An 18157-nucleotide genomic window follows, 5' to 3' on the forward strand; every position below is an offset into this window, starting at 1 on the left:
TGTTAGGTTTTTTTCCCGGCCCGGAGGTCTCGGCAAACGGCCCTTGCAATCATGGCGAAATAGTTTCGCTGACGGTTACGTGGACACCCGTTGACAGGACACAGCTCGGATACCCGGACTCGTTGAGAATTTGTAACGGACAAGGAGAAAACGATGTCCACAACTGTCAGTAATGGTTTTGTAACCCAATATGTTGAAATGGTGCATCAGGCTTATCAGGCTCAGGGCTCTAAAATGCGCCAGACCGTCCGCCTTCAGAGTGAGGTCGAAGGTTCCAAGTGCGTGTTTCAGAAAGTCGGCAAGGGTGCGGCTGGCAAGAAAACCCGTCATGGTAACGTACCGCTCATGAATCTCAACCATTCTAATGTGTCCTGCACACTGTCTGACTGGTACGCAGCCGAGTACATCGACAAACTTGATGAACTCAAGGACAAGGGCGACGAAAAGCAGGTGGCTGCCAATGCCGGTGCCTGGGCTTTGGGGCGCAAGATTGATGAATTGATTATTACCAAGCTCGGCGGTGCCGCCAACGTGGTCGCTGAGAACACATCCGGCCTGACCAAGGACAAGATCCTTCAGGCCTTCGGTACTATGAATGCCAATGATGTGCCGGACGACGGTCATCGTTTCGCTGTAGTCGGTCCGCACCAGTGGAATGAGCTGCTCAATATTCAGGAGTTCAAGTCCAGCGATTACGCTGGCGAACAGTATCCTTGGCTCAAGGGAACAGAATCCCGCACTTGGCTCGGTATCACCTGGATGTTCCACACCGGCCTGCCGCTGGATAACGGTATGCGCAAATGCTTTGTCTACCATCGCAACGCTGCTGGTCTGGCTGAGGGCCAGAAGGTCAAGGCTTTTGTGGACTGGGTGCCGGAAAAGGCCGCTCATTTGGTGGACCATATGCTCAGCGCCGGTGCCTGCCTTATCGACCCGGACGGCGTGATTGAAATTCAGTGCGACGACGACGCAGTGATTCTTTAAGCTCGCTCAAAACTACAACCGGAGGGGGCGACCCCTCCGCCATATATATGGAGAATTGAACAATGGCATACGTAAGTGAAGACATGCGGCTCATGGGTGGCGTCCCGGGTCAGCAGTTGTTTCTGTATCGTTCCGAAGACGCTGTCGCATCCGTGACCGGCTCCGGTTATTTTGATGAAGCAGCTATCGATTACACCCTCGGGACTGGCGACATCATCATCGCCTGCACCGGCGCTGATCAGGCCGAGGCCGTGGATATGTTGGTCGCCACCAATACGGACGGCGTGGTCACGATAGTCAGCGGTACTTAACCTGTTCGACTCATAAGGAGTCGATTTCAAAAAGCGTTTCATACTCCTCCAGAGGACCTTCTTTCGGGAGGGTCCTCGCTTTTTTGAAAACGGCTGTAAACAAAGGGCAAAAGGTAAATCTATATGAAAGATCTATTGAACAGCGATAAATATACGAGTATAAAAACCAGTAATATGACCGGCGCAGTTGGCCGCCAGTGGCTTGAATATGCAGACGGCATATTTGAACCGGTTCGTAAGGACGGGAACCTGAACAAAAAGTATCATGACAACAAATGTTCTCTTGACTGGTGGGTGGTGGACAAACCGACGGATTGGAATCCATTGACCGAAGGGAAAAAGGTTTCTTTGAATCATGATTATGGTCAGGAGGGAAAGCCGGGCGCAAAAGTGAGGCTGAAACCCCTTGGAACGGCCAGGCCGGGTGATAACGAACGGAATCGACAGACCATGGAATTGCGATATGAAGACATGGGGAAGCACAAACCCCAACTGTTCGCTTCCAAGACAACTCTGGGTCAGGGGTCTGCCGCATTGCAGGAGCACGGCATTAATCCGAATCAGGGTTCCGGGCATGAAAGGAGACCTCCGTCTTCTTCCAGAGATGCGGCATGCATGGAAAAGGCCAATATGGATAAAGGGGATTCTGAGTATACTCGTTGGCTTTTGGAGATAAAGAAAAATCCGCCGTGGAAAAGCAAAGAAAAGACGCCAACGGAAAAGGTGCAAAGTGTGACGCATCCGTTGGGAGAAGAGGTCGGAGTGACTATATTACAAGAGCTGTTGAGAAACTCAGGGCCTGCTGGCAGGGCCTTGGGTAAAGGTCTTGGTCCGGTTGGAATTGCGTTGGATGTATTGGATGGTTCAGAGGTGTGGTGATGACTCGACATATTCGAAAAGCTCTTATTGATATGGCTGGCCATGTGGCTGTTGCAGCAATCGTCTTTGGCTTGTGCTATTGGTGGTCTGAGCGAATTGATTTTTCATTTATTTGCAGTTCGATTATCATCGCCGGTGGTATCAAAAATTCCATTATGACGTACAATTATGAAAAGCGACATCGTGTGAAGTAAAAAATGGGGATGCCCATTCGGACATCCCCGTCTATTTTGAATAACCGTAAGCTTTAGAATTTGAGCGTCAATCCAGATCCGACTTCCTTGAGCGGACATTTTTTTGCCATGGCGATTTTGGCGTAGAGGTCGGTACAATGACAGGCGTAGAGGTTTTCCAGGTTCAACGCGGCCAGATAGTCCGTCGTCGGATCAAGCCGTTCCGGTTTGGCCTGTTGCAGGTGAAAGCCACCAAGGACCGTGTGGACTTTGTCCACACCTGTGACGCGTTTTGCTTGTTCCACGGTGTTGCAAATGCCGGCGTGAGCACAGCCGGATATGACCACCAGTCCAGAATCCGAGACGTAAGCCAGAGCGGTGTCGTCAGGCATCTCGTCAGGTACTGGACCATTCTCTTCAATGCGTTCGCCCAGTGGGGCGGGTGGCTCGAAATCCATAACTCGTTCGATTTCGCCGAGTGCAACTAGTGTGTCCGTGAGCCAAACCGGCTTGTCGGTCAGGGTTAATTCAAATTGACGCGACAATTTTTCCTCTGCCAGCAACATGCCGAGTTCGGGCACTGCGCTTTTGCGTTTGGAGGTGAAGGCCTGCGGATGGGCCACAAGCCGAGGGCGTGTGTGCGGCTGTTTGTGAATAGCGGCCTCGAAATGATGGCGAATCAGATAATCCAACCCCCATGTGTGATCGAAATGCCCGTGGGACAGGGCAACCCAGTCCAGATTGAGCAGGTCGATCCCTTTGCGCTGGGCGTTGATCATGAAGGCGTCGGAATATCCAGCGTCGAAAAGTATGTTTTTGTCGCCATCCTGAATGAACATGGACAGTGCGGGTTCGGCCAGGAATTGGGTGCCGATGAGTGAATTGTTATCAACGAGAAAAGTTAGTTCCATGGGGGGCTCCGGGTTATTGTCACTGGAATCAATTGCGGAAACAGTCTATGCTCTTCCCATGAATTCCCGCAACCTTGTTTTATCACTTTTCCTGTTGTCTCTGTTGACTTTTTTCCCGGGTCACGCTTCGGCCCTTGATGTCCAATTCCTTCATATAATAGATGGGGACTCTTTGGTGGTCGTGTCTGGTGGCGATTCCGTCGAAGTCCGGCTTATCGGTGTGGATGCCCCGGAATATCGACAGGAATACAGTAACAAGGCCAAAGTCTTTTCCCTGAAATTCTGCCATGGCAAACGTCTGAAATTGGTCTTTGATCGAGAGAAAAAGGACCGTTACGGCAGAACGCTCGCCTATGTTTACGCCGACGGCGAAATGCTTAACAAAGCCATAATTCAAGCTGGTTTGGCCCTTGCCTTTAAGATTAAGCCCAACACCAGATATTCTTCTCATTTTAAGGCTGTTGAGAAAGAAGCCAAGAAAGCGAAGCGAGGCTTTTGGCGATTCGGTGGTTTGAAACAAACTCCTGCTCAATGGCGTAGGGCTCATTAGTCGGCTTGCGATAGCGGCACATCTGCACATTTTTCGGCCTTGCCGAGTCCTCACCGTATTAAGATACGGCTGCGGGTCGGCTGCGTCCGAGAAAATGCACATCTGCACCACTCTCCCAAGCCTCGATGCGTCGGGGATGGAGAGCCGTTGTTGAGTGCGTTCGCACTTCAAAGCACTCCATTATTAAGAGTAAAGAGTGTGTGGTTTTTAATAGATGTGAGGTTAATCTTATGGTGCGAACGGTTTAAGAATACTTTCGCCAAAGGCGACACAAAAAGTTTAGGAAAAGGTAGGGATGGGGGTCTGGGGGAAGGGGAGGAAAGAACCCTTTTTAAAGGGTTTTTCCTCCCCTTCCCCCAGCCGCCGGAGGCCTTTTTTATCCCAACCGACGGGCGAACTCGGAGACGATGATGGCTCCGGCCTGTGCTACGTTGAGCGAATCAAATTCCCTCTGGAAAGGCACGTGCACACTGTGGTGACAGAATTTGGAGACGCCGGGTCGGATGCCTTTTTCTTCGTTGCCAAGCACGAGTACAGCGGGCGTTTCGAGTTCGGCGGTATAGACGTTGGCCGAATCAGATGTCATGCGGGCAGCATAGAGTGTGTAGTCGTAGTTGACGCAATCTTTCATGGCGTTGGCGAGATTGCCGACCTTAGCGACTGGCAGCTTGTTGAGCGCACCAGCAGAGGATCGGAGAGCTCCGGCACCGAGATAGGCTCCGTGATGCTGGCAGACGATGAGTCCGGCTCCACCGAGCGCGTGGATGGTCCGGGCAAGAACGCCGACATTGCCGGTATCCTGTACCTGATCCAAGGCTACGATGAGCGGCAGCGGAGCGTCCACAGCATCTTCGAGAAGTTGTTCAAGCGGAGTGTAGTCGAGGGTGGCACATCGGGCCGCGATTCCCTGATGATTACCCCGATACATGTAATCGAGGTCCTGAGCGGAAACTGACTTGTGCGGAACTTTTTGTGTCCGACACAGCTCAATTATTTCTTCCACGGCCTGATCACGTCGTCCTTTTCGAAAGGCGACGAAGTCCACTTTGCGTGGGTTGTCCATGAGGAGTTCTTTGACCGGCTTGTTGCCAACCACATAGATTTTCCCGTCTTTTTTGTCCCGGTCATTATTTTGCATTTGTCTGTCCCTCTAAGTTGTGTGACAAAAAGTTGCACATGGTTGCGCGTGCCACGGGCACCGTGTAGGCATTTTACGCCTCTATTGCAATCCTGTGCAAGGTGCGATAGCAGGATAATCACGGACTTCTTGAGGTCGAGATTTTTTCTAGACTTTCATATGTCGGGCTTATCTGATAATGGAGTGCGGAAGTTGGAGGATAATTTGAAAGTTTTCAAATATGGATATTTGCTTGCGATGACGGTGCTTGTTGCGGGCTTTGCGGCTGGCTGTACAGCCAATAAATCTCCTCAGGCCACTTTGCCTGTGGAGGAAGTGGTTTCTGAAAGTCAGGTCCCGGAAGATGCCGATGCTCTTGAACCGGAGATTATCGCCACGCCTAACGAGGCTGAAGACCACCTGAGTCAGACCGAACAGGCTGTGCTTAATCAACGCTTCGGGTTGTTGTTTGATCTTGAGCAGCACGATTCCAAGGATGTGGAGCTGTTCTTTACATTCTATACGCATAAGGCACGTAAAACCATGGTTCGTTGGCTGGAACGCTCTCAGCCATATCTGCCTTACGTGCGTCGCGTCTTTACGCAGTATGGATTGCCGCAGGATCTTGTATTGCTTCCATTCGTGGAGTCCGGGTACAATGTTCGCGCTTATTCTTGGGCCGGTGCCGGTGGCATGTGGCAGTTTATGCGCGGAACAGGTCGACTCTATGACCTCAAGGCCGACTGGTGGATTGACGAACGTCGGGATCCCTACAAGGCCACTGATGCAGCCGCCCGCCATCTGCGGGATCTCTATGATCGATTTGGCGATTGGTATCTCGCGTTGGCAGCTTATAATGCCGGTGAAGGCAAAATTTCACGCGCTTTAAAACAGGCGAAATGTGATACCTTTTTCGAACTGACGGAAAAGAATCGTAAATTGTCTCGCCGAATCCGTCTGAAAAAAGAAACCAAACAATACGTTCCAAAATTTATCGCTATTTCCAAAGTTTTCCAGAACCTCGACACATTGGGCTTTGAGCCAGTGTCTTGGGAAATGGAAGTAGAAGTCGTGCCGGTTAAAGTGCCGGGTGGTACTGATTTGCTTGCCCTTGCTCGTGAGGGTGGCATGACATGGAATGAATTTCATAAGTACAACCCGGCGTTTCGTCGTCAGGTCAGCCCGCCGCACATGCAGGCTACCGCCTATTTGCCTGTGGCCAAGGCCGACAAGATGATGGCGTATTTGTCCAATCCCGGTTCTAGGCCATTTGCGGGCTATAGCCGTTATCGTATTCGTTCCGGCGATTCCTGGTGGCGTATTTCCAGAAGATTTGGCGTCCCCATTAATGTACTGAAAAGCGTCAATAATACCCGTTCTAATACATTACGCCCCGGTCGGTACGTTATGGTTCCGGCGCACGGTTCCAATAAGACTGTGACCGCGTCTGCGTCGTCTTCTTCCAAGACCAGGGCAATCGCATCCAAGCGTGGCAATTATGTCGTCCGTTCTGGTGATACTCTTTGGTCCCTTTCACAGTCGTTCGGTACGACCGTGAACACGCTCAAGCGTTCCAACGGTTTGCGGTCCAGCCGTCTCAAGGTTGGCCAGAAGCTTTATATCCCCAACAGTTCCAACGCAGCCACCAAGCAGGCCGTCAAGGAAGCGGGCAAGGTTAAGACTCAGATGGTGAATTATAAGGTGCGTCGTGGTGACAACCTGACCACCATCTCCCGCAAGTTTGGCGTTAAAGTTACAGATTTGCGCCGCTGGAATTCCCTCAACTCGCGCGGGACCATCTATGCGGGCCAACGCCTCAAGGTGTACGTCCAGTAGTTTTGAGATTCAGATGTAATGATAAAGCCCGGTTCGTTCTATCGAACCGGGCTTTTTTGTGGAAGATTGAGGGGCGTGTGAAGCGGTCTCTGGACAGAGACTTTCCTTTGGTAATCCTTGTTAGAAAAGAGTTTACAGTCTCATGGAATTCCGATACGTACAGTACTCTTCTTAATATGAGAGGTGGGGTTTTTAGCCCCTAACGCTGTTTAATTACAGGTCTTTCTTCCAAGGAGCGTAAAGATGTGGGAAGCGGTTCGTATGAACTGACCGTGCATTTGGGGCTCGACTGCCTCGGAACCGATGACCCAAATGTTGCTGGTCCCACATCTCGTAAAATATACGTTAATACTACTTTGACCGAGGTCCGTTGTGGAGGTAACCCATGGAAAAAACTACTGAATCTGTTGAAGTCCCCGAAATGGACATGGAAATGAATTTCGCTGATGCTCTTGATGAGTATCTGAATTCCGATTTCGGAGATCTGGACGAAGGCACCATCGTTTCTGGTGAAGTCGTCAAAGTCGACAAGGATTACGTGCTCGTTGACGTGAATTTCAAGTCCGAAGGACAAATTCCCGTTTCCGAGTTCACCGAAGCCGATGGCACTGTGACCATCGAAGTCGGTGAAAAGGTCGACGTTTTCGTCGCCCGCAAAAACGAAGCCGAAGGCACCATCTACTTGTCCCGTGACAAGGCCAAGCGGATGCAGCTTTTTGATAAACTGGAAGAGCTTCAGGAGAAGGACGGCGAAGTCGTCGGCCGCATCATCCGTCGCATCAAGGGCGGTTACACCGTCGACTTGGGTGGCGTTGAAGCATTCCTGCCTGGTTCCCATGTTGATCTCCGTCCGGTCCCCGACATGGACGCTCTGGTCAACCAGGAATTTGATTTCAAGATCCTCAAGATCAACCGTCGCCGTTCCAACGTCATCGTTTCCCGCCGCGTACTGCTCGAAGAGCTGCGCAGTGAACAGCGTGACAAGTTGCTCGGCACCCTCGAAGAGGGCCAGGTTGTGGAAGGTAAGGTCAAGAACATCACCGAATACGGCGTGTTCATCGACCTCGGCGGCCTCGACGGTCTGCTCCACATCACTGACATGTCCTGGAAGCGCATCAAGCATCCTAAGGAAATGGTCAATCTGGGCGACGATCTCGAACTGAAGATTCTCAACTTCGACCGTGAAGGTCAGAAGGTCTCTCTCGGACTCAAGCAGCTCGTGCCTGATCCGTGGGAAAATATTGCTGAAAAGTACCCCGAGGATTCCCGTTTCAACGGTACCATCACCAACCTCGCTGACTACGGCGCATTTGTTGAGTTGGAGAACGGCGTTGAAGGTCTGGTTCACATCTCCGAGATGTCCTGGACCCGCAAGCTTCGTCACCCCTCCCAGATGGTCAAGGTCGGCGACGAAGTGGAAGTCATCGTACTCGGCGTGGACCCGGAGAAGAAGCGTATCTCTCTCGGCATGAAGCAGATCTCCCCGAACCCGTGGGATGTCGTGGCTGAGAAGTACCCCGAGGGCACCGTCCTTGAGGGCGCAATCAAGAACATCACCGAATTCGGCGTGTTCATCGGCATCGAGGAAGGCATTGATGGCCTGATCCACGTTTCCGATATCTCCTGGACCAAGAAAATCCGTCACCCTTCGGAAGTCTACAAGTCCGGCGATTCCGTCCAGGCGAAGGTCCTCACCGTGGACAAGGAGAACGAGAAGTTCACCTTGGGCGTGAAGCAGCTGACCGAAGATCCCTGGTCTCATGTTCCTGCCAAGTACCCCGTGGGCCAGAAGGTCAACGGCACCGTCACCAACATCACTGACTTCGGTCTGTTTGTTGAGGTCGAGGAAGGTATTGAAGGTCTGGTTCACGTTTCCGAGATCAGCCGTAAAAAGATCAAGTCTCCCTCCGAGATGTTCAAGGAAGGCGACGTCATCGAAGCCAAGGTTATCCATGTGTCCGCTGATGAGCGCCGTCTCGGCCTGTCCATCAAGCAGACCAAGGAAGAGCCTGCACGCTCCGGCGGCGGCAAGTCCAAATCCTTTGGCGGCGGCGGCATCGATGCCGGTTCCACCTTGGGCGACCTGCTCCGCGAGAAGCTGGAAGAAGCAGCTGGCGAAATCCCCATGGATGAGCCCGAAGCCGTTGTTGAGGAAGTGGTAGAAGCCGCTCCTGAAGCTCCGGTTGAAGAAGTTGTTGAAGCCGAAGCTCCGGTCGAAGAAGCCGTTGCTGAGGAAGCTGCTCCTGAAGAAGCTCCGGTTGAAGAAGCCGCTGCTGAAGAAGAAAGCAAGTAAAGCGAGCCCATCATGCGTATGGAAGAGACCAAAACTCGTTTCTCCCAGCGCCACCCCCTTCTTTTTGGGGTGATGATGATCATATTGGCCGTGGCCCTCATCTCGGGGGTCATGGCCTTTTTCCGTTCAATGGGGTGGACTCCCGGTTCATTCTCCATGTCCGGCGACAAGATTGGCGTTGTGCATGTGGAGGGGATGATTCTTGATTCCACGGATGTAGTGTCTTGGATTCATTCTCTTGAGAAAGATGATTCTATCAAGGGTGTGCTTCTGCGCGTGAATTCGCCCGGTGGTGCGATTGCTCCATCTCAGGAGATATATCAGGCCGTGACCGAGTTGAACGCGGCTAAGCCTGTGGTTGCATCGTATGGTTCGGTGGCTGCTTCTGGTGGGTATTACGCCTCGGTGCCGTCACGACTTATTTTTGCCAATCCAGGTTCCATTACCGCTTCCATTGGCGTCATGGCCGAATTCGTGACTGTTACCGAAGCTATGGAGAAGCTTGGTATCAAGCCTGAAGTGTTGACCACTGGTAAGTACAAGGCTGCCGGTACTCCTATGCGAGAGCTGTCGTATGAGCAGCGCGAGCAGATGCAGGGACTCATGATGGATCTGCATGAGCAGTTTGTGGATGACGTGGCCGCAGCCCGTACCATGGACCGTGCGCGGGTTGCGGCTGTTGCTGATGGACGCGCTGTGTCAGGTCGGCAGGCGCTTGCGCTTGGGCTTATTGACCAGCTTGGTAGCATGTCGCAGGCAGTGGATCGGCTTAAAGAGTTATGCGAGATTGACGGTGAGGCTGTTGTTGTTGAAGGGCCGATTGAGGATGTTCCGTTGATTCAGGAAATTCTTGGAGCTATTCATTTTGATATTTCTTCCAGTTTGCCGCAGGGATGGACCTTTTCTTATAAATAGATCGGCTTGAATTGAAGCAGTCGGGGTTTAAGCCCCGACGGGAAATAAGAAGTAATGATGGTCGCTTTTGGGCGACTTTTTTTGTGGGATGCGCCTTCGGCGAGAGCCATTGTTGGGTGCTGAAGCACCCAAAGCTCTTCATGCCCTGCGCGGGCGGCGGATCTTTTTGGCTGAGCCGCCCCCATGATTGGCGGCAAGAATCTGATCCAATCGAGTCGGCTCCACCCTATCAAAAGCATAAGTTCAGCCTCTCACCTCATTTATTAGTTTAAGACAAATTATTTGATCCCTTAATAAGAGCCGCCTCCTTCGATTGGTCAGCTTCTAGGCCTCCAATCAAGGGCTGGGTTCCGTCTTTGTCTGATTGGGTGGAAGAAAGAATAAATCGTCTTCGGAGGGAGAGCGGTGTTGGGGTGCTGGAGCACCCCAAGGCCTTTTATGGATAACGAAGAGCTTGAAGTCAAAATGGGCATTTTATTGAAAACGAAGTTACAGTGATGGAAATGCAAAATTTTAAGTTATGTATTGTTATCGAAGCACCTAGAATCAAAAATGAGCACCAACAATGAGAACCTTCTTACAACGACGAACAATTGATAGCGAACCTTAGAGCCTGTCCCGCGCGGCGAAGCGTAGCCCGACCGAGTCTGTATCACAGACAATCCTGTCGGGCAGTGAAGCCGCGTACAGGCTCTTGGGTCCGCTATCAGGCTCACAACGAAAAGGCGTTTTTTGCCTCCTTTTTTTCGCCTCAAAAAAAGCAGGTCGCCTTAAAGGCGAAACCTTTGTAAAAAATACCGTTTGCATTTTCACTGCGGATGCACGCAACGCCCACCAAAAAAAGTAGTCCTTTCTTCTTCCCTCATCACGGCGGTTATACATATAAAAAAAGACGAATCAGCCAATAGGCGGATTCGTCTTCCATACAATTAAAACGAAGAATATCTTTTGAGCAAACGCGACTTCTTTTTTCAGAAACCGTACCTCAAATACTCTTTGTCCAACCGGTTAATCATCTGAATATACCGGTATGTTCCCTTCAACTGTGCTTCCTCGACAATTTGATACCCCTTACTCCGACAGGTCGGACAGGCATCGATAGGTATCTCTACGCCAAGACAGAGTGGCCCTGAATCGGCTCGTGTTTCGACCTTGAACAGCCCACGACATGAGTCGCAAACAGAGACTGTCTCCTGCTGCACCTCATTGATGCCATCGGTATCGTAATAAATTTGTTTGGGCCGGATAAAGGTGTCACCTGAAACAACTCCCTGTTTGCCATCCCCTTTGGCATCAAATGGCGGGGGATTGAAATATAGCTTGGGCAACTGTTTACACAGCTCTTCAATGTAGGCCGTGGTTTGTGCGTCCTGTGCGATCATTTCGGCATTATAATTCGGTTCCTTGACGTGGGAATAATCAACTCCCGCCATGGCCAGACAGATACCGAGGTTGATATAGGGCAATGCGCCTTGGATGGAATAGCCGCCTTCCAGCACTGCAATATCCGGTTTGAGCATCTCGTTGAGGGTCGCATACCCTTTGGCTGAGAAGTTCATGTTGGTGATCGGGTCCGAAAAATGGTTGTCCTGTCCAGCGGAATTGATGATCAGGTCCGGCTTAAAATCGTCGAGAATGGGCATGACGATCCGTTCCATTGCCATAAGGAATCCCTCATCCGAAGTATTGGGCGGCAGTGGAATGTTGAGCGTTTTGCCCATGGCGTTGGGGCCGCCAAGCTCCTGCGGAAAGCCGGAACCGGGGTACAGGGTTCGGCCGTCCTGATGAATGGATATGAATAACGTATCCGGGTCGTGCCAGTAGACGTCCTGTGTGCCGTCACCATGATGGCAGTCCGTGTCGATAATAGCGACTTTTTTCCGGCCATATTTTTCGCGGATGTGCTCGATCATCACCGCTTCGATGTTGATGGTGCAGAACCCGCGAGAACCATGCACGACTTTCATGGCGTGGTGCCCCGGAGGTCGGACCATGGCGAATGCGCAGTCTCGCTCGCCTTCCATGACCAAATCAGCGGCTTTCATGGCTCCACCTGCCGAAATAAGGTGCGACCGGGTTGCCACGCTTGAGACTTCTGGGAAGCAGAAATGGACGCGTTCAACGTCCTCAATGGCCGCCACATCGGGTTTATATTCACGCACACCTTCGATGTCGAAGATGCCTTCTTCACGCAGTTGATCTTGTGTGTAGAGCAACCGTTCCTGTCGTTCAGGGTGGGTCGGAGAAATTGCCCAGTCAAATGCCGGGAAAAAGATGATGCCGAGGCGGTTATTTGATTTGAGCATGATTATTTCCTCCCCGCGAAGGTTTTGACCACGCCGGGTCTGACTTGACACTTCACGCGTATATTTTTGCCAACCTGCTCGTAGCCTTCAACCATGTTGAAGCTGGAGGTGTGGGTGATCTGTGCATCTTCCGGCTGGAGAAAAACGCCCATGGAATCGAGTTGCATACTTAGTTGATTGACCGCGTCTTTTTCTGCATCCGACTGGTCGTAACTGGTGGGGACGTTCTCGCGGTATGACAGAGTCGGTATGAACATCACATGCCGTTGGGTGTCGGCGAAAAGCTCTAATTCCCATGTCGTACGGGTGAGAGCTGCGCCGATGGCATTGGCGACATCATAATTTTCCGGCACTTCAGTGGAAAGCTGGAACCGTTGAAACATTTCCATTTTCATGGCTTTTGCCGGGCCACCCATGAGATAGATTTTTTTTGGCACGACTTTCTTGGCGTCGAGCAGTTCGTGAATGGTGTAGACCGGTTTGGAGTTGATTTCGTCGATCAGTCCGCGTGTGGCCGAGTGAATAGCATCTGCTGCATACGCCACGGCTTTTTTAGCCAGAGTGTCAGCTGGGATGGAATGACGATCTGCGTATGTTGCCATGGCCTTTTTTGAAGCTGCAACATCACCGACTTCGGCAATACCCGTGCAGTTGAGGGCGTCGGTCAACGTGACCTGTTCACCTCCCATGCAGACGGACGGGCCGAGTCTGGTCGGTCCAACACGGACATTGTCCCCGACGATGGAGATGGCTGAGTCTCCACCGATACCGATGGAGTGGACCTTGAGGGCGGTGACAAGGGTGGGGTGAGAGCCGATGGAAATGCCTTCGCGCTCGATGAGAGGTGCTCCGTCGGCAAAGACCGCGATGTCCGTAGTGGTCCCACCGATATCGAGAATTACTGAATCATGGAAGATGTCTGTGAGAGCAATGATGCCCATAACTGAAGCCGCAGGCCCGGAAAAAATAGACTGTACAGGCATGGTGCGTGACTGGCTCAACGGCATGGTGCCGCCATCCGCTTTGAGGATGTTGACCTTGACGTGACTTAGCCCCATGTCGGCCAGCGCTTTTTCCACGGCGGTGGCGAAATCGTTGTACAGACGCCAGACCGCACAGTTGAAATAGGCCGTGGCAACCCGGCGCGGGAAGTTGAGTGCGCCGCCGAGCTGGTGTCCGAGGGTGACAAAGTCGGCATGGTCGCACACATCTATATCTTTGCAATTGCAGACCATGCGGCGGATGAAATTTTCATGACGCGGGTTGCGGGTGGAAAATTTCCCCACTGATGCAAAGACCCTAACTCCGTTGTCACGGCATGAATCAATGGCCTTTGACAACTGACGGTTGGACAGGGCTCGAACTTCGTTGCCGCGATGATCAATGGAGCCGTCAATGACATGGAAATCTTTGCACGGCATGAAATTGTGCGGGTCGATGCCTGGTCCGGACGTGACAATAACGCCAACGTCTTCTGTCTTGCCTTGAACTATGGCATTGGTGGACAGGGTGGTGGACAGGTTGAGTTGCGATACCGATGCCTTGCCGATACTCGCGAGTATTGTTTCCAAAGCCTCTGTAACCGAGGACAGTAGGTCCTCGTGACGGGTGGGAACCTTGCAGGATGCAACGACCTGCATTCCCTGACTCAGGTCCATGGCCACTGCATCGGTATGGGTACCGCCGACGTCGATTCCTAACAGCATCTTGTCTCCTGAAATTTTTCAAGCATGGGCTGGATTTAGCACTCCATGCGCCAAAGGCGCAACCGTGGAATCGGTCAGTGGTCGAAATCGGCAGAGGAGTGGTCTTCATGTTTGCCTTATGCCGTCATGTTCGTGTAGCGTGCGGAAGTTCACAACAACGAGACCCCCGCCAGAAGCGAGGGGAGGAGACTATACATGAGCAAGATTTTCATAGCAGGTGGCGCCGGACTCCTTGGAACAGCTTTGATTGAATCCCTTAATGGGAAGGCCGAAGTGGTCGCAGGCGTGCATTCCGTGGAAAAGGGTGAGGCCGTGACAAAAGAGGGTGTCGAAGCCCGTGTTTTTGACTTTAAGGATGTCGATTCCATCATTCAGGCCATGGCCGGTTGTGACCGCATGTTCTTGTCAATTCCCTTGCAGGAAAAACTGACTCGTTATGGTCATCTGTCTGTAGAAGCAGCCAAGAAAGCGGGGATTGAATATATTGTCCGTTCGTCCGGGTATGCCGCTTCTTCTGATGCTCACTGGCGACTTGGCCGTGAGCATGGCATGGTCGACCAGTTTGTTGAAGATTCAAAAATTACCTACACCGTGCTTCGTCCCAACTCCTTTATGCAGTGTTTCGTTGGTCCCTACGCCGAGATGATTAAGGCAGGTGTTATTGCTCTGCCAGAAGAAGATGCAGCCGTCAGTTATATCGATGTGAAAGACATTGCGGACTGTGCTGCCCGACTGTTGCTGGACAACGCTGGTTTTGAGAATAGTTTTTATGCGCTGACCGGCCCTGAGGGGCTGACGTTGTCTCAGGTGGCCGAGAAGATTGCAGCAGCCAGCGGACGCGAGGTGACCTATACTCCGGCAGCCGAAGAGGCCTTTATTGCCGCCCTGCAAGGTAAAGGCGTGCCTCAGTGGAATATCGATATGCTTGTCAGCCTGACCCGTGTGATTAAACTTGGTATGGCTGGCAATGTGACCAAGGCTGTGGAGTACCTGACCGGGACACCTGCACGGACTTTTGATGATTTCGTCGTAGAGAACGCTTCAGCCTGGAAGTAATATTTATGGCGTCGCTCAAGGGGCAGGAAGAACTGTTGCGGATTATCCGCAAAATATCCGCCGGAAACTACAGTGACGAGATACTGAATTTGACCGGCCCTGAGTGTGCGCCGGAAATTCAGGAATTGGCCGAGGCCGTGGGGCTGATGATGGTCAAGATTGAGGCCAGGGAAGACCGGTTGGAGCAGCTTCTCGCCAAGATTCGACGCGATATGGTGAACACTGTGACTGCGGTTGTTCATGCCCTTGGTGCGCGGGATTCCTATTCCGAAGGACACGGTGAACGGGTGGGCGTTTATGCCAGACGCCTTGCTCAACGAGTCGGTTTGTCCAATGGCGAAGTGGAACGTATTCGTATTGCCGGAACTCTTCATGATATCGGCAAAATTGGTTTCAGCGATCAAATTTTTGCGAGCGGTGATACTCCTTTGTCTCAAGATATGATTGAGGAGATTCACAAGCACCCGGAGTGGGGACGGGATATCCTCAAAAATCTCGATTTTCTCGGTCCTGCGCTGGAGTACATCTATGCTCACCATGAACATATGGACGGCAAGGGATACCCGCGAGGACTCAAGGGTGAAGCTATCCCGTTTGGGGCACGTATTATCAGTGTCGTGGATTATTTTGATGCCATGACCACGGACCGATCCTATCAAAAGGGCAAACCCACGAAAGAAGCTGTTGAAATCTTACGCAGTCTGGCCGGTTCAACACTTGATGCTGACCTAGTGGAAGCGTTCATTATTGAAATCGAAGCCAATGGGCTGGCCGGTTAGCGGCAAGATCGTACAAGATCAACAGATTTTCATTCTATATTCTCTTTCGAAATCGAAGGAGAAATCATGAATAATATTTTCACAGCATTGGATTCTGGCCGAATGATCTGTCTTAACACCGAGGTTGATGCCGGCTCACTCAAGTGGAATCCACATCCGACTTTTGCCGGGGTGGCAATGAAGCACTTGATGACTGGCAAAGAGACGGGTGGGAAGTTCAGTATGCATTTGGTGCGCCTTGAGCCTTGTGCCGAAATAGGCGATCATGTTCACGAAAAGAACTGGGAACTGCACGAAGTCGCTGATGGGAGCGGGGTGTGCCTGCTTGATGGTCAGCGTGTGAAATATGAGCCAGGTGTGGCTGCGGTTATGCCGGAAAACGTATCCCACAGTGTACAGGCCGGTGAAGCGGGGCTGTGTCTTTTGGCCAAGTTTATACCAGCTTTGATGGAATAATGAATTCAATGACAGGGAACACCACAAAATTTATCGAAATACCGGGATTGGACGGGGTCAGCGTGGTTCGCCACGCTGGGCCTTCTCCGACAGACGCACGGCATATGCACCAGTCCTTGTGTATTGGTGTGGTGTTGTCCGGTAAACGGCGGCTCAAGATTAAAAACGCTTGGTATACGGTTTTGGCGGGGCAGAGTCTGATAATCCCGCCGGAGGTTTCCCATGCGTGTCCAGATGCCGGAGAGTGTGAATATTGTATGGTCAGCATCTCCCTTTGCAGTCTTGAAGCTGTTGGTTTCGATTCGGCGGCTTTGCGTGGGATAAAACCGGTCAGCGATGATCCGGCTTGTTTCGGGGCAATTATCGGATTGGCAGACATGGCTGAGACCCCGGCCTCACAATTGGAACGACAGGGCGCTTTTCTGCGCTTGTTGGAGCTTCTTTGTACAAATGTCTGTCTTGAACAAGTTTGTTTGTCTGAGTCGGATCGAATCGTCCGAGTCAGGCGTGAATTGGAAGAGCGATGCGTTGAGGATGTTCCACTCAAGAGACTTGCTTGGTTGGCCGGATGCAGTCCTTGTCGATTGAACCGGGATTTTGCTTTGGTTGTAGGGATGCCGCCGCATGAATATCAGGCCATGCAGCGTGTGCGTCGGGTGAAAACGAGTATCCGTTCAGGCAAAAGTTTGGCAGACAGTGCCGTTGAAGCCGGGTTTTCCGATCAGAGTCACATGACCCGCTGTTTTAAAAAAATAATGGGCATGACACCGGGGAAATTTTCGCAAGGATTGCCATCCTCCCGTTTGGATTGAGTTTCTTTTCAGTCCTTTTTGTTCCTTTAAAATATGGTGCTTTCCAGAGACTCACACCGGGCGGACCATCCGGGGAATCGTCACACGATTTTCATTGACTTTTCCCCGCAGGGCCTTACTTTTTGGCCGTGAGCGTACCAATAATGAAATGTATTTTTGCTATAATCGCGTTTGTCGTAACCGCCCTGATTCCTGACCTGGCACATGCATGGGGTCCCGGCGTCCATCTTGCGCTGGGCAATTCTGTGCTGGCCGATATAGGGTGTTTGCCACCTTTGGTGGCCGCTTTGTTGGACCGGCATCGGAACGCTTTTTTGTATGGCTGTTTGTCAGCAGATATTTTCATTGGCAAAGGGACTAATTTTCGCCCAGGACACAGCCATAATTGGGTTACAGGATTCAAGCTGCTTAATTCGGCCAAAGAAGCCCGAGTGCTTGCCTATGGGTACGGCTATCTGACACATCTGGCCGCTGATGTTGTCGCCCATAACTACTTTGTCCCCAATGCGCTTATGGATATGAATTCCGGTTCCAAGTTGTCCCACGTCTATGTGGAGGCACAGGCTGACCGGAATTTCAGGCGTGAGCAGGAAACCGCTTTGTCCCTGTTCCGTCGGCCGAATCGAGATTCAGACGATACGCTGCTTTCTGCTATGGATAAACGGCGTTTCCCGTTTGTGGTCAAAAAACAGATCCTTAAGGGCAGTCTTACCGTGACCGGACGCAAGACATGGGGCACCTCCTTGAGATTGGCTGATCGACTTTTGCCCGGACCTCGTGTTAATCGTCACTTGGACGAGATGTTCACCCTGTCTCAAAATATTATTTTTGATTTCCTGGCTGACCCCAAGGCCTCTCCTGCTGTGTCATTTGATCCTATCGGCAGTGGGAATTTACGCCGGGTTCGTGATATTCGTATAAAGCGACAGGCCGGTGCTTTGATTCCTTCTATCAAATTCCAACCGCATGAAAGTCTGACGGATATCGCCAGTCCTGTCATACACACAGCTCCTTCTTTCGGGGCCACTGTCGGTGGCTGATTTTTCTGACCAATTCCGATAGACATTTTGGAA

At 51.6% G+C, this 18157-nt stretch carries 17 protein-coding genes; 13 read left to right on the forward strand and 4 right to left on the reverse strand.

Annotated features, from left to right (window positions below; translation table 11 throughout):
* Positions 1–153: 153 nt before the first annotated feature.
* The 4 genes from SYK_RS12975 to SYK_RS12990 all read left to right on the forward strand — a co-directional run bounded on the left by SYK_RS12975 (position 154) and on the right by SYK_RS12990 (position 2368).
* On the forward strand, positions 154–984 hold the full coding sequence (locus SYK_RS12975) for a phage capsid protein (protein ID WP_281760697.1): 831 nt from the start codon (positions 154–156) through the stop codon (positions 982–984).
* A gap of 62 nt (positions 985–1046) precedes the next feature.
* Positions 1047–1295: a hypothetical protein gene (locus SYK_RS12980; protein WP_281760698.1), complete on the forward strand. Its 249-nt coding sequence runs from the start codon at positions 1047–1049 to the stop codon at positions 1293–1295.
* A 123-nt stretch (positions 1296–1418) separates the two neighbouring features.
* Positions 1419–2174: a hypothetical protein gene (locus SYK_RS12985; RefSeq protein ID WP_281760699.1), complete on the forward strand. Its 756-nt coding sequence runs from the start codon at positions 1419–1421 to the stop codon at positions 2172–2174.
* The gene (locus SYK_RS12990; protein ID WP_281760700.1) at positions 2174–2368 is read left to right on the forward strand and encodes a hypothetical protein; all 195 of its coding nucleotides are present in this window, start codon (positions 2174–2176) and stop codon (positions 2366–2368) included. The genes SYK_RS12985 and SYK_RS12990 overlap by 1 nt, the downstream gene beginning before the upstream one ends.
* 53 nt (positions 2369–2421) lie before the next feature.
* Here SYK_RS12990 and SYK_RS12995 read toward each other — a convergent pair whose 3' ends face one another.
* Positions 2422–3258, reverse strand: coding sequence for an MBL fold metallo-hydrolase (locus SYK_RS12995; protein ID WP_281760701.1), 837 nt, complete (start codon positions 3256–3258; stop codon positions 2422–2424).
* 58 nt (positions 3259–3316) lie between these two features.
* Between SYK_RS12995 and SYK_RS13000 the strand changes: the two genes are divergently transcribed.
* The gene (locus tag SYK_RS13000; RefSeq protein WP_281760702.1) at positions 3317–3808 is read left to right on the forward strand and encodes a thermonuclease family protein; all 492 of its coding nucleotides are present in this window, start codon (positions 3317–3319) and stop codon (positions 3806–3808) included.
* 376 nt (positions 3809–4184) lie between these two features.
* Here SYK_RS13000 and SYK_RS13005 read toward each other — a convergent pair whose 3' ends face one another.
* Positions 4185–4946, reverse strand: a complete 762-nt coding sequence (locus tag SYK_RS13005) for a TrmH family RNA methyltransferase (protein WP_281760703.1) — start codon at positions 4944–4946, stop codon at positions 4185–4187.
* Between the two features lie 204 nt (positions 4947–5150).
* Between SYK_RS13005 and SYK_RS13010 the strand changes: the two genes are divergently transcribed.
* The 3 genes from SYK_RS13010 to sppA all read left to right on the forward strand — a co-directional run bounded on the left by SYK_RS13010 (position 5151) and on the right by sppA (position 9969).
* Positions 5151–6761, forward strand: coding sequence for a lytic transglycosylase domain-containing protein (locus SYK_RS13010; protein ID WP_281760704.1), 1611 nt, complete (start codon positions 5151–5153; stop codon positions 6759–6761).
* A gap of 385 nt (positions 6762–7146) precedes the next feature.
* Positions 7147–9054 (forward strand): 30S ribosomal protein S1, encoded by a 1908-nt coding sequence (locus SYK_RS13015; RefSeq protein ID WP_281760705.1) that lies wholly within the window; start codon positions 7147–7149, stop codon positions 9052–9054.
* A gap of 18 nt (positions 9055–9072) precedes the next feature.
* Positions 9073–9969, forward strand: coding sequence for a signal peptide peptidase SppA (gene sppA, locus SYK_RS13020; protein ID WP_353618233.1), 897 nt, complete (start codon positions 9073–9075; stop codon positions 9967–9969).
* Between the two features lie 971 nt (positions 9970–10940).
* Here sppA and SYK_RS13025 read toward each other — a convergent pair.
* Both SYK_RS13025 and SYK_RS13030 read right to left on the reverse strand, forming a co-directional pair.
* Entirely contained in the window at positions 10941–12275 is a 1335-nt protein-coding gene (locus tag SYK_RS13025) for a histone deacetylase family protein (RefSeq protein WP_281760707.1), read from the reverse strand.
* A gap of 2 nt (positions 12276–12277) precedes the next feature.
* The gene (locus SYK_RS13030) at positions 12278–13981 is read right to left on the reverse strand and encodes a hydantoinase/oxoprolinase family protein (protein ID WP_281760708.1); all 1704 of its coding nucleotides are present in this window, start codon (positions 13979–13981) and stop codon (positions 12278–12280) included.
* A gap of 195 nt (positions 13982–14176) precedes the next feature.
* On the opposite strand from SYK_RS13030, the gene SYK_RS13035 reads away from it, so the two are divergent.
* The 5 genes from SYK_RS13035 to SYK_RS13055 all read left to right on the forward strand — a co-directional run bounded on the left by SYK_RS13035 (position 14177) and on the right by SYK_RS13055 (position 18124).
* Positions 14177–15037, forward strand: coding sequence for an NmrA family NAD(P)-binding protein (locus SYK_RS13035; protein WP_281760709.1), 861 nt, complete (start codon positions 14177–14179; stop codon positions 15035–15037).
* A 5-nt stretch (positions 15038–15042) separates the two neighbouring features.
* Positions 15043–15816 carry an HD-GYP domain-containing protein gene (locus SYK_RS13040; RefSeq protein ID WP_281760710.1) on the forward strand — a complete coding sequence of 258 codons (774 nt, stop codon included), beginning with the start codon at positions 15043–15045 and terminating at the stop codon, positions 15814–15816.
* Between the two features lie 66 nt (positions 15817–15882).
* Positions 15883–16272 carry a cupin domain-containing protein gene (locus SYK_RS13045; protein WP_281760711.1) on the forward strand — a complete coding sequence of 130 codons (390 nt, stop codon included), beginning with the start codon at positions 15883–15885 and terminating at the stop codon, positions 16270–16272.
* A gap of 8 nt (positions 16273–16280) precedes the next feature.
* The gene (locus tag SYK_RS13050) at positions 16281–17084 is read left to right on the forward strand and encodes an AraC family transcriptional regulator (RefSeq protein WP_281760712.1); all 804 of its coding nucleotides are present in this window, start codon (positions 16281–16283) and stop codon (positions 17082–17084) included.
* Between the two features lie 143 nt (positions 17085–17227).
* Positions 17228–18124: a zinc dependent phospholipase C family protein gene (locus SYK_RS13055; protein ID WP_281760713.1), complete on the forward strand. Its 897-nt coding sequence runs from the start codon at positions 17228–17230 to the stop codon at positions 18122–18124.
* The last annotated feature ends 33 nt before the right edge of the window (positions 18125–18157 follow it).

The organism is Pseudodesulfovibrio nedwellii (assembly GCF_027923765.1).
GTDB lineage: Bacteria > Desulfobacterota > Desulfovibrionia > Desulfovibrionales > Desulfovibrionaceae > Pseudodesulfovibrio > Pseudodesulfovibrio nedwellii.

What these genes read in the sequence shown, in the direction of transcription:
- SYK_RS12980 (WP_281760698.1), top strand. Translation starts at nt 1,047, where the DNA reads ATGGCATACGTAAGTGAAGACATGCGGCTCATGGGTGGCGTCCCGGGT.
- SYK_RS12985 (WP_281760699.1), top strand. Translation starts at nt 1,419, where the DNA reads ATGAAAGATCTATTGAACAGCGATAAATATACGAGTATAAAAACCAGT.
- SYK_RS12990 (WP_281760700.1), top strand. Translation starts at nt 2,174, where the DNA reads ATGACTCGACATATTCGAAAAGCTCTTATTGATATGGCTGGCCATGTG.
- SYK_RS13025 (WP_281760707.1), bottom strand. Translation starts at nt 12,275, where the DNA reads ATGCTCAAATCAAATAACCGCCTCGGCATCATCTTTTTCCCGGCATTT.
- SYK_RS13045 (WP_281760711.1), top strand. Translation starts at nt 15,883, where the DNA reads ATGAATAATATTTTCACAGCATTGGATTCTGGCCGAATGATCTGTCTT.
- SYK_RS13050 (WP_281760712.1), top strand. Translation starts at nt 16,281, where the DNA reads ATGACAGGGAACACCACAAAATTTATCGAAATACCGGGATTGGACGGG.
- SYK_RS13055 (WP_281760713.1), top strand. Translation starts at nt 17,228, where the DNA reads ATGAAATGTATTTTTGCTATAATCGCGTTTGTCGTAACCGCCCTGATT.
- sppA (WP_353618233.1), top strand. Translation starts at nt 9,073, where the DNA reads ATGGAAGAGACCAAAACTCGTTTCTCCCAGCGCCACCCCCTTCTTTTT.
- SYK_RS13005 (WP_281760703.1), bottom strand. Translation starts at nt 4,946, where the DNA reads ATGCAAAATAATGACCGGGACAAAAAAGACGGGAAAATCTATGTGGTT.
- SYK_RS13030 (WP_281760708.1), bottom strand. Translation starts at nt 13,981, where the DNA reads ATGCTGTTAGGAATCGACGTCGGCGGTACCCATACCGATGCAGTGGCC.
- SYK_RS13040 (WP_281760710.1), top strand. Translation starts at nt 15,043, where the DNA reads ATGGCGTCGCTCAAGGGGCAGGAAGAACTGTTGCGGATTATCCGCAAA.
- SYK_RS13000 (WP_281760702.1), top strand. Translation starts at nt 3,317, where the DNA reads ATGAATTCCCGCAACCTTGTTTTATCACTTTTCCTGTTGTCTCTGTTG.
- SYK_RS13015 (WP_281760705.1), top strand. Translation starts at nt 7,147, where the DNA reads ATGGAAAAAACTACTGAATCTGTTGAAGTCCCCGAAATGGACATGGAA.
- SYK_RS12995 (WP_281760701.1), bottom strand. Translation starts at nt 3,258, where the DNA reads ATGGAACTAACTTTTCTCGTTGATAACAATTCACTCATCGGCACCCAA.
- SYK_RS12975 (WP_281760697.1), top strand. Translation starts at nt 154, where the DNA reads ATGTCCACAACTGTCAGTAATGGTTTTGTAACCCAATATGTTGAAATG.
- SYK_RS13035 (WP_281760709.1), top strand. Translation starts at nt 14,177, where the DNA reads ATGAGCAAGATTTTCATAGCAGGTGGCGCCGGACTCCTTGGAACAGCT.